This is a genomic window from Ruegeria sp. BHSB058 (assembly GCF_059613285.1).
On the sequence record NZ_JBXWSF010000042.1, the window covers coordinates 23586 to 35391 of the forward strand.

The 11806-nt window shown below is 60.9% G+C and carries 7 protein-coding genes; 6 read left to right on the top strand and 1 reads right to left on the bottom strand.

All coding sequences use genetic code 11. The annotated features are described in order from the left end of the window. Positions 1-94 precede the first annotated feature (94 nt). On the bottom strand, positions 95-973 hold the full coding sequence (locus AC2FNB_RS12115; RefSeq protein ID WP_496746601.1) for a LysR substrate-binding domain-containing protein: 879 nt from the start codon (positions 971-973) through the stop codon (positions 95-97). 107 nt (positions 974-1080) lie between these two features. Between AC2FNB_RS12115 and AC2FNB_RS12120 the strand changes: the two genes are divergently transcribed. From AC2FNB_RS12120 to tcuA, 6 genes are all read left to right on the top strand, one after another. Further along, the gene (locus AC2FNB_RS12120; protein WP_496746603.1) at positions 1081-2625 is read left to right on the top strand and encodes a trimethylamine methyltransferase family protein; all 1545 of its coding nucleotides are present in this window, start codon (positions 1081-1083) and stop codon (positions 2623-2625) included. Further along, positions 2622-3908 carry an aspartate aminotransferase family protein gene (locus AC2FNB_RS12125; protein WP_496746605.1) on the top strand — a complete coding sequence of 429 codons (1287 nt, stop codon included), beginning with the start codon at positions 2622-2624 and terminating at the stop codon, positions 3906-3908. Before AC2FNB_RS12120 ends, AC2FNB_RS12125 begins: the two co-directional genes overlap by 4 nt. Next, positions 3908-6307, top strand: a complete 2400-nt coding sequence (locus AC2FNB_RS12130; RefSeq protein WP_496746607.1) for a GcvT family protein — start codon at positions 3908-3910, stop codon at positions 6305-6307. The genes AC2FNB_RS12125 and AC2FNB_RS12130 overlap by 1 nt, the downstream gene beginning before the upstream one ends. Further along, positions 6304-8715: an FAD-dependent oxidoreductase gene (locus tag AC2FNB_RS12135; RefSeq protein ID WP_496746608.1), complete on the top strand. Its 2412-nt coding sequence runs from the start codon at positions 6304-6306 to the stop codon at positions 8713-8715. Before AC2FNB_RS12130 ends, AC2FNB_RS12135 begins: the two co-directional genes overlap by 4 nt. Positions 8716-8718: 3 nt before the next feature. Further along, the gene (locus AC2FNB_RS12140; protein WP_496746610.1) at positions 8719-10389 is read left to right on the top strand and encodes a thiamine pyrophosphate-binding protein; all 1671 of its coding nucleotides are present in this window, start codon (positions 8719-8721) and stop codon (positions 10387-10389) included. Between the two features lie 4 nt (positions 10390-10393). After that, positions 10394-11806 (top strand): FAD-dependent tricarballylate dehydrogenase TcuA (gene tcuA, locus AC2FNB_RS12145; protein WP_496746612.1); only part of this gene is annotated, 1413 nt, incomplete at its 3' end.

The window sequence follows — 11806 nt, forward strand, 5'->3', positions numbered from 1 at the left end:
TTATGGCGGTTTGTATCGAATAAGTTTACCGTTTCAGGTTCTGATCCTTTGGCAGCACGTTTGAATGAACGGCAGAGTGATCCGAAGACCATTGTTACAGCGCAACCTGGCTGCTGGCGATCAACCAGTCGAAGACCAGGCGTGCCTCTCGTCTCGTTTTTGCCTCTTCCTGAATTTCGACAAAATACCCGTGTGTAGGAGTGATCTGTTCGTCAAACAGACGAGTTACTCGCCCATCTTTCAAATCTTGCTCGATCAGAGGGAGCCAGCCGACAATGGCGCCTTGACCCTGTGCGGCCCCACGTATCAGCACATTTGCGTCTTCGAATACCGCGCCGCGCATCGGCTGGGGTATCTTGATACCCTGTGCGGCAAACCAGTCGATCCAACCCCAGTGGTTGCGCTGATGCAGGATCGGCACCGCAAGCAGGTCCTCGGCACTTGCACAGGGACCGAACCGGGCAATGAAGTCGGGGCTTGCGACGGCGATCGGTTGCAATTCGATCAGCTTGTGTGCTCCAACCGCCATGTCCTGCAGGCGCTCCCAGCGGATCACAATGTCTGCGTTGTTGCCTGAAAGATCACCAGGGCGATATGTCGGTACAAATTCCAGCTCGACTCCGGAATAGGTTTCCCAGAAATCACTGATCCGCGGCATCAGCCATCTTGCAGTGAATATCGGCCCGGCGGCCACGCGAACAGTTTTGCGTCGTCCCACTCGGAAGCTTTCGACCGCCACTTCGAGCAGGCTGAAAGCTTCTCCTGTCGCAGACGCCAGGCGCTGACCGTCTTCGCTCAGGGTGACGTTGCGCCCCACACGGTGGAAAAGCTTTGTACCCAACTGCTCTTCCAGACCGCGTACATGGTAGCTGATCGCCGTAGCGCTGATCGACAGGGCTTCAGCTGCGGCACGGAAGCTTCCGAGGCGGGCAGCGGCGTCAAAGGCTCTGAGTGCGGGCAGGGACGGAAGCATTCTGTCTACCGATGAGTTCAACTCATCATTTGCTGAGTAAGCTGCCTTTGTAAATAGCGTGACAGCGTGATCATCATTCCTGAGTCTTGCTTGGGAATTATACCCAGATGGTCGAAAATTTACGCAGACGTGGCAGAAAGACTCGCCTTGGGCAGGTCGAAACACCTGAAGGCAACCCTTCTGTCTGGCCAGGTCTTGAAGCCGGAAGATTCAAACCATTGTCGCCGGTTGAAGCGACACTGGTTGAGGAAAGTGCGCTGAACCTGCTGGAAACATTGGGGTTGAGCCAGGCCACTCCGTCAATGATCGACAGAGTGCGGTCTGCCGGAGGTGCCCTGGCTGGCGACGGCAGGCTTTTGTTCCCGCGCGCGCTGGTGAAATGGGCCATCGACGGTGCGCAGCGGGAGTTCGACTTGTGCGGTCGACGCCCCGAAAACGACCTGCGAATCTCTGGCGCGCGCGTGCATATGTCGACCGGGGGCGCGGCGCCGGGGGTGTTCGATCTTGAGACGCAGGCATACCGTCCCTCGACCCTGCGCGATCTCTATGATGCAGCCCGCATCGTCGATCGGATGGAAAACATCCACCATTTCAGCCGACCGGTGGTCGCGCGGGATATCGAAGACCCCGCACTGATGGACCTGAACACGGCCTATGCCTGTCTTGCCGGCACGTCCAAGCACGTGTCCATCTCTATCTCGCAAGCCGAAAACGTTCCCGATATTGCCCGCTTGTGCTATCGCGTTGCGGGTGAAGAGGCAGCGTTTCGCGCACGTCCGTTTCTGACCGTCATGGTGTGTCATGTCGTGCCTCCAATGCGGTTTGCTCAGGATGCTTGCGAGGTGCTGGAGGCCGCGATTCTGGCGGGGTTCCCGGTGCAACTGATCAGCGCGGGACAGGCGGGGGCGACAAGCCCGGCGACAATTGCCGGATCGCTGGTGCAGGCGCTGGCAGAAACCTTGGCCGGGCTGGTTTTTGCAAGGCTGGTTGACCCGCAGGCCAAGGCCATCTTTGCCCCCAAACCGCTGGTCGCGGACCTGCGCACAGGTTCGATGAGCGGCGGCGGCGGCGAACAGGCCGTCCTGATGGCCGGGGCGGCACAGATGGGCCGGTACTGGGATCTGCCGACCAGTTCGATAGCGGGGATCACCGACTCCAAGTGTCTGGACGCGCAATATGGCGCGGAAAAGTCTCTGGCGGTGACCCTGGCGGCACATGCCGGGGCGAATATCGTTACCCAGGCAGCGGGCATGATGTCGAGCCTTCTGGGCGTCAGCCATGCGGCCTATGTCAGCGACAACGACCTTTTGGGAAATATCCTGCGCACCATTCGCGGGATCGAGGCGAACCCTGAAAACATTGCCGCCGATGTGATTGCCGGAGTGTGCCGCGGCGAAGGACACTATCTTGGCCAACAGCATACGTATAGCCGGATGAAATCCGATTACTTCTATCCGGCTGTCGGTGACCGTCGCTCCCCCACCGAATGGGAAAAGGACGGCGGCAAACGCGTGGGCGACGCGGCCCGGCAAAGAGCTCGCGAGATATTGCACAGTCATTTCCCGGTTCATATCCCCGACGCCTTGGACCGGTGCCTTCACCAAGAATTCGACATTCGCCTGACACGTGCACAGATGGGACGTACCGGATGAGCAACAGGTCACTCAACACCCGCGCCCGCGCGGCGCTTCCCGGCGGGGTCAGCCACGAACTGCGCTTTCGCGATCCTCATCCCATCTATATTAACAGGGCAAAAGGCGCCGAGAAATGGGATGTCGAGGGGCGCCGTTACATCGACTTCAAGATGGGATCGGCCAGCCAATTGCTGGGCCATGGTCACCCCGATGTCGTGGCTGCGCTGCAAATGCAGGCGGCACAGGCGATTTTCAGCGCCGATTGCCATGAGGGCGAAGTTGAGTGGGCGGATTGGATAAATCGCCTGTTCCCGAGCGCCGAACGCACACGGTTCACCGCTTCGGGGTCCGAAGCGACCATGCTGGCCCTGCGGCTGGGGCGGGCATGGTCAGGCAAGGATCGTATTCTCAGGATCGACGGACATTATCATGGTTGGCATGATCATGCGCTGAAAGGCTCGAAAACGGGTAATCAGCGAGCAACGTCACTTGGCGTTCCCGGCGCGCTCGGCGATTTGATCGAAGTCTGTGTCGCCGATCCGTACGAGATGGAACGCGCGTTGCAGGACGACCGGATCGGTACAGTCATCATCGAGGCATCAGGTGCGAACTATGGTTCGGTTCCCCTGCCCACGGACCGCCTGAAAGCCATGCATGACGTCGCCCGCAAGGCCGGAGCCGTTCTGATCTTTGACGAGATCATAACCGGGTTCCGCTGGTCCCCTGGCGGGCGGCAGGCGCGCGACGGCATCGTGCCCGACCTGACCACGCTGGCCAAGATCGTGACCGGAGGTCTGCCGGGTGGTGCGGTCTGTGGGACCACCGAGATCATGGAAATGATGAACAATACCGCGACCCGTGACGGGCTGTCGCCTCCGGTCAGCCACAAGGGAACGTTTAACGCGTCGCCGCTGATTGCCGCCGGGGCGCTTGCGGCGATGCCGCATCTGGCTAGTGGCGTGGCACAGCGTCAGGCCGATGACATGGCAGCGCGTCTGCGCGACGGGATCAACCGGTTGATGGCAAAGCGGGGGATCACCGGTGTGGCTTATGGCGAAAGTTCGACCTGCCACATGCTGTTCGGGCAGACGGATCCGCTGACCCTGACGCCTGCGGAGATCCGCAGCGTACCGCCCGCGCTGGTCGCCGGGCTGCGCGGTGGCCTGTTGGCGCAAGGCGTCGATCTGATGAGCCACACTTCATGCGTGACCTCCGCCGCTCATACGCCCGACCTGATCGACGAAGCACTGGGTGCATTTGACGTGGTTTTCGCCGCGTTGACACGGGATGGAGTGATCTGATGCCCCTGCCCACACATGCCCGCACGGTCATTATCGGTGGCGGCGTCATCGGCTGTTCCATCGCCTATCATCTGGCCCGCGAGGGGCGGAAGGATATCGTGGTGCTCGAACGCTCCAAGCTGACCTCAGGCACGACATGGCACGCGGCGGGTTTGGTGCGCCGCCTGCGCCCTTCGGCGACGTTAACGCGGCTGATCAACTATTCGATCGACCTCTATCGCGAGTTGGAACGCGAGACCGGGCAGGCCACCGGCTGGACACAGACCGGGTCGTTGACGCTTGCTACCAATCCCGACCGTCTGACCAACATCAAACGGCAGGTGTCGCTCGGCCGCGCATTCGGACTGAATGCCGAAGTTGTAGATGCCGCCCGCGCCAAGGAGCTTTGGCCTCTGATCCGGGTGGATGATGTAATCGGCGCCGTCTGGTCGCCCGCCGATGGCCGGGTGAACCCGTCGGACGTGGCGCTGGCACTGTCGAAAGGGGCGCGCGCGCGCGGTGTCCGGTTCCATGAGGACACCCGTGTGACAGGGCTGCGAAAAAAAGCCGGGCGGATCAGCGGGGTCGAGATCGATGATCATGCAATCGAAGCAGATGAGGTGGTCATCGCCTGCGGACTCTGGTCGCGTGAGGTGGCGGCCATGGCAGGCGCTCACATGCCGCTCTATGCCTGCGAGCATTTCTACATACTGACCAAGCCGCTGGCAGAGGTTCAGGCGCTGGGCAAGGGCATGCATTTGCCGACACTGAATGATCAGGACGCTTACCTTTATGCCCGCGACGATGTTGAGGGGTTGCTGGTCGGCTCGTTTGAACCTCATGCCAAGGGGCTGCCCCTTGACCGCCTGCCCGCCGATTTCAGCTTTGATCTCTTGGACGAAGACTGGGATCACTTCATGCCGATGATGGAAAACGCCCTGCGCCGCATCCCGGCGCTAGAGCGGGCCGAGGTGCGGATGCTCCTGAACGGCCCCGAAAGCTTTACGCTCGACAGTCAGTTCATGCTTGGGGAAAGCCCCGAGGTGCCCGGCCTGTTCCTGATGGGCGGGATGAACTCCACAGGAATCGCATTGGCAGGCGGTGCAGGTAAGGCGATGGCAGAATGGATTATCGCTGGCGAGCCGACGATGGAGCTGAACGAGGCCGACATCCGCCGTTTTAGCCCGGAAATGAACGTGCTGGGCGCGCTGGAGGCGCGGATACCGGAAGTTCTTGGTCGCCACTACGACAATCCCTATCCCGGTCGCACGATGAAAACGGCGCGTGGGCAGCGGCGGTCGCCCATCCATGCAGGTCTGGCGGCCGCAGATGCCAGGTTCGAGGTACGGGACGGCTGGGAACGAGCGCTTCATTTTGGCGGCGAGGCGGCGCATCTGCCATTGACGTTCGGCGTGCCGAAATGGCGCGATCAGGTGGGTCGCGAGGTTGACGCCTGCCGCAATGGCGCCGCCGTTCTGGATCAAAGCGCGTTCGGCAAGATAATGGTTCAGGGGCCGGACGCCTGCACGTTTCTCAACCGGCTCTGTGCCGCGCAGATGGATATCGCGGAAGGTCGCCTCGCCTATACCCAGATCCTCAATGCGCGCGGCGGCATCGAAAGCGATCTGACCGTGCAGCGGCATGGGCCCGAGACCTATCTGATGATCGTCGGCGCGGGCGAAGTGGTGCGCGATCTGAAGCGGATGCGCGAGCTGCGTGGTGCGTTCAGGGTAGAATTCACCGATGTGACAAGCGGTTATGCGATCCTGGGACTTGCGGGCGCAAAGGCGCGCGAGGTGCTTCAGGCCACCACAAACACTCTGGTACCGGATATCAAACGCTTTCATTTCGCAACGGTCGAAGTCGGTCTTGCACGCTGCTGGGCAGGGCGGCTCAGCTATACCGGCGAAGACGGCTACGAACTCTACATTCCCGCCGATATGGCAATGGCGGCGCACGAGGCGCTGACAAAAGTCGGTGCTACCCATGCCGGGCTTTACGCCATCGGCAGTTTACGAATCGAGTCGGGCTTTCGTGCCTTCGGGCACGAGCTAACCCCCGGCACCACGTCGCAAGAAGCGGGGCTTGAGGCGTTCTGTGCATTCGGTACCGGATTTGTTGGCGAGGATGCGCTGGCACGCGACGACCCTAACAGACGGATCGTTTCGGTTTTGTTTGATGATCCGGCTGCGATCCCGCTCCACGACGAACCGATCTACTTCGAGGGCCGGGTTGTTGGTCAGATCACCTCGACAGCATGGAGTTACCGTTTTGGGCGTTCGGTGGCGCTGGCCATGGTTTCCGCACCTCTGGAGCGGCTTGCATGCGAGGGCATCGTTGATGGGTTCGAGGTCGAAATTGCCTGCCAGCGTTTTGCGGCCCGGGCCTCCTTGAAGCCCGCCAAGGAGGCGTTCCAATGACCGATGCACTTCGCACCACGCAGGTGGCAATAATCGGCGGCGGCATCATGGGTGTCGCGGCCCAGTTCCAGTTGGCCGAAAATGGCTGGACCGATACGATTCTGTTCGAAAAGGCGGAGCTGACCAGCGGCTCGACCTGGCATGCAGCGGGGCAGATCGCCCATGCAGTTGGCAGCCGCATCATGGGCTGGATCAACAAGACCTCGATCGAAATCTACAAACGTGCCGAAGCGGAAACCGGCCAGTCGATCGGTTGGCACGAGGTCGGCGGCTTTCGGATCGCCACTACCGACGACGAGGTGGACTGGATGAAATCCATCATGGGGGTCGGCAAGTTGTTGGACCTGCCGATGGAACTTGTCGGACCAGAAGAAGTCGCTAGGGGCAATCCCTTTTACAAGATCAATGACGTCAAGGCTGCGGTCCAGACCTTCGAGGATGGGCATATCGACCCCTCAGGCGTGACGATGGCGCTGGCCGCCGCGACGCGGGCACGAGGAGCCAAGATAGAGCGCCACAACCGGGTGACCGGCGCCAGCCGCAAGGGGGGCATGTGGCTGCTGAGGACCGAAAATGGTGATGTTCTGGCCGAGCATGTGGTTATCGCCGCAGGGTCCTACGCCAATCAGGTGGGCGAGTGGTTCGGGCTCAGAATCCCCTCGGTCTCGTGCTTGCATCACTACTTGATCACCGACACTGTGCCCGAGTTTCAGGGGCGGCCGGAACTGCCGGTGATGCGCGACAATGCATTTGGCGGCTATATTCGGCAAGAACAGCGATCGGGGCTGATTGGCATCTACGAGGGTCACACGTGCCCGACGATCTGGGAAATGCCACAGGGTGCGCCGTGGACTGCCGAAAATGAATTGTTCGAGGCGGACTACGACTCGATTGGCGATTTCCTGATGATCGCCCTCGGCAAAATGCCGGTACTGGCCAACCTCGGGATAAAGCGCGTGGTGCGTGGTGCGATCACGCACACGCCCGATGGGGGCATGTTGGTCGGTCCGTCCGGTGCTCCGAATGTCTGGTTGTCCTGCGGATCGTCCATCGGGCTGGCCTGGGGCGGCGGTGCGGGTAAAGTGCTTGCCGACTGGATGGTGCATGGCGCGGCCGAGATCAACACACGCTCGATAGACCCGCGTCGCTATGGCGAATTTGCCAGCGACACCTTCATCATTGAGCGCACCAGAGACGAGTTCATGCGCCGACACGATACGCCATGTCCGGGCAAACAGTTCCAAAGCATGCGCCCGGTCCGGCGTCATCCGCTCTATGACCGGCTGGCCGCCAAGGGTGCGGTGTTTGGTGAAGTCGCAGGATGGGAACGGCCGCGCTATTTCGGAAATGGCGGAGAGGTTGAACAGATCGGCTGGGGCCATCAACCCTGGCATCAAAATGCCAAGGCCGAGGCCAAGGCGACCCGCGCGGCGGCCGGCGTCATCGACCTCTGCGCGTTTGCCCAGTTCGAGATCACGGGCCGGGATGCGGGCGCGCTTCTGGAGCGGTTATCCGCGAACACGATCCCGGCGCGTGACGGGCGGATCAGCTTGAACCACCTGCTCACGCCCATGGGCCAGTTCGAGACCGAGATCACAATCTGGCGCATTGCCAAAGATCGCTATTTTACAGGCTCGCCCATCGCCCGCGCCAAGCCGGACTTCGACTGGATCAAGTCGCATATTCACCCCGGCGAAGACGTGACCATGATCAACCGGTCTGCCGATTGGGGCATGCTGGCGCTTTCCGGTCCGGCCTCGCGGCGTATTCTGTCGGACCTTACCGAGGTCGACCTGTCCAACGCTGCCTTCCCCTGGCTGTCGGGACAGGAAATTTCTGTTGCAGGTATACCCTGCTATGCGCTGCGGGTGTCCTTTGTTGGTGAGCTTGGATGGGAGCTTCACACGCCTTTGGACCGTATTGGCGAGCTGTACGATGGGCTGTTTGCTGCCGGAGAAAAGTATGGGCTCACCGATCTGGGCTCTTATGCCTTCAATGGTATGCGGATGGAGAAAGCCTTTCGGGCTTCCGGCGAACTCACCACCGATGTCGGCCCGTTCGATGTAGGGTTGGATCGTTTCGTGCGCGCCGAGGGGCGAGATTTCGTTGGCCGTGATGCTCTTTTGGCCCGCAAGCCGGGGTGGGAACTTCTGTACGCCGAGCTTCACGCCGAGGACATCGATATTCATGGTGGTGAGCCGGTGTTGTTGGACGGCAAGCCGGTGGGCCTGACAACGTCGGGCGGATACGGATATTCCGTCGAAAAATCACTCGGTTGGCTTTTCGTCCGCAAGGGAACAGCCCGGTCAGGACTATCGGTGCAGATTCTGAACCGGTCCATTCCCGTCACCATTCACCACGAGGCAATCTTCGACCCCCAAAACCTGCGCCCCCGATCCGAGGAGTAAGCCATGGCCACGATCAATGGCGGCGAGGCCGTCTACCGCGTTTTCAAAGCCAACGGTATCGACACCGTCTTTGGGCTTTTGGGTGGTTCGATGCTGGAGCTCTACGACGCGATGTTCCGAGGCGGCGAGATCGCCTATGTGGGTGCGCGGGATGAACGTGCAGCGGGTCACATGGCGGATGCCTGGGCGCGGATGACCGGCAAACCCGGCGTGGTGCTGGGCGCGCAGGCCGGGCCGGGTGTGGTCAACCTTGTCACCGCCGTGGCCGAGGCGCATTTGGCCTATTCTCCGATGGTTGTTATCGCCGGGGCAATCACGCGGTCAGATCAGGCCAAGGACACGTTTCAGGAGGTCGATCAGGTCGCCCTATTCGCACCGATCTGCAAGCGATCTGTCATGGTGACCGATGCTTCCCGGCTGGTCCCGATGCTCGAGGATGCAATCCGGCTGGCCAATTCCGGGCGGCGCGGGCCGGTTGTATTGCATGTTCCGCGCGATCTGTTCGCGGACGAAGTGCCGGCCTTCGATCCGAAACCAGTCAACATCGCCAGACCGGGACCTGCTGCTCCGGAGGATGTGGATGCGATTGCCCGGCTGCTCTCGTCGGCAAAACGCCCTGTTATCTTTGCAGGTGGTGGTTTCAAGTGGAGCAAGGGCCGCGACGTTCTGACCGCGCTGGTGGAAAAGCTGGAGGTGCCGGTTGTTGCTTCGACGGGTCACGCCGATGTCATGCGCCACGGCCATACATGGTTTGCCGGTCAGGCCGGACCGCGTGGCAACCGGGTGGCCAGCCGTCTGACCAAAGAGGCCGATGTGATGGTCGTGCTGGGTGCTCGGCTGGGATTCAACTCCACGTTCCATAGCAACGAATACATAGGGGCTGACACGCGTATCGCGCATGTTGACATTGAAGGTTCTGCAGTGGGGAGGTACTTCCCGGTGGAAGTCGCAGTGCAGGCGGATGCACGCCTGACCGCCGAAGCCTTGACCGCGACCGCATCAAAGCCCGACGCTGATGAGTGGCGCGCTGCCTTCAAGACGGACATGGCCAGCCTTGTTGCGGAACGGGCCAGCGAAGCGCAGATTGCCTCGCGGCCCATGCATCCTCGTCGGGCTTTGGCGGAAATCCGTGCCATGCTGCCTGAGAACGCTATCGTAACGCTCGATACGGGCAACACCTGCCTGCAGGCCGCCGACCGCCTGGCACACTATGCACCCATGTCCCTGATCACGCCGCTGGACTTCGGGCTGGTCGGTTTCGGCTTGGCTGCTGCCATCGGGGCCAAGGCCGCCGCACCGGATCGCCCGGTCGTGGCACTCATGGGCGATGGTGCCATCGGTCATACATTGATCGAAATCCAAACGGCCGTCTCTCACGGATTGCCGATCGTGATTGTCGTTCTCGACAACGAAGCATGGGGGGCCGAGAAAGCCTATCAGCAAGAATTTTTTGGCGGGCGCTTGCTTGGCGCTGAAATCCAGTCGCCACGTTTTGACAAATTTGCTGAACTTTGCGGCGGCAAGGGGATCTGGGTGAACGGCCCGGGCGAGATGGGGCCCGCGCTGGCCACGGCCATTGCCAGCAATGAGACTACGGTTATCCAGGGCAAGATTGATCCCGGCGCACTGATGACGCTGCGCAAGGACCTGTTCAATGCACCGAAAAAGGATTGAAAACATGACGACCTGGGACACCATCATCGTCGGTGCTGGAAATGCAGCCTTTTGTGCCGCGCACGCGGCGCGCGAAAAAGGCGCGAGCGTGCTCATGCTGGAATGCGCCCCCGAGGGCGAGAATGGCGGCAATTCACGCTACACCGCTGGCGCCATCCGGTTCGCCTATGACGGGGTGGACGATATTCGCGCGCTATGTCCGGACCTTTCCGAAGATCAGACCGCCATAACCGATTTCGGAACCTATACGACGGATCAGTTCTTTGACGACATGTTCAGGGTCACCCGTTTTCGCACTGATCCGGCACTATGCGAAAGGCTGGTCACCACCTCGCGCGAGACCATGTTCTGGATGCGAGACAAGGGCATCCGCTTCATGCCCATTTACGGTCGTCAGGCGTTCAAGGTGGACGGACGCTTCAAGTTCTGGGGCGGGCTGACGCTGGAGGCTTGGGGCGGCGGTCCGGGGCTGGTCGATGCGCACGCGACCATTGCACGCGCTGCGGGTGTTGAAATCCGCTATGAAACGCGAGCACTGTCGCTGGTCACCGACGGGCATGCGGTGACCGGCGTCAAGGTACGCCACAGGGGAGAGGTGTTCGAATTGAAGGCCCGCTCGGTCATATTGGCCTCGGGTGGGTTTCAGGCCAGCACCGAAATGCGCACACGCTATCTTGGGCCGGGCTGGGAAATGGCCCGCGTGCGCGGTTCGCGCTTCAACACTGGTGAAGGCATCAAGATGGCGATGGAAATCGGTGCGTCAACCTATGGCAACTGGTCGGGGTGCCATGCGGTCGGCTGGGACTACAACGCACCGGAGTTCGGGGATCTGGATGTTGGCGACGGGTTCCAGAAACATTCCTATCCCTGGGGGATCATGGTCAATGCCACGGGTCGGCGCTTTGTCGACGAAGGCGCGGATTTTCGAAACTATACTTACGCCAAATACGGCCGGGTGATCCTCGAACAGCCCGATCAGTTTGCCTGGCAGATTTTTGACGCAAAGGTCACGCATCTGCTGCGCGACGAGTATCGCATAAAGCGGGTAACCAAGGTGGTGGCCCCGACGCTGGAGGATTTGGCGCAAAAGATGGAGGGCGTTGACACGCGGGCGTTCCTTGACGAGATGGAAACCTACAACGCCTCGGTCGATGCCGACACGCCATTCGATCCCAACGTAAAGGATGGACGCGGAACCAGGGGTTTGGCTGTGCCGAAATCGAATTGGGCTAACACAATCGATCAGGGTCCGTTCGAAGCGTATCAGGTCGGTTGTGGCATTACCTTCACCTTTGGCGGCCTGCGCATTGACCCGGAAACGGCCCAGGTTCTGGACAATGATCTTGCCCCGATTCCCGGACTTTTCGCCGCCGGTGAACTGGTCGGCGGCGTGTTTTTCTTCAACTATCCGGGCGGA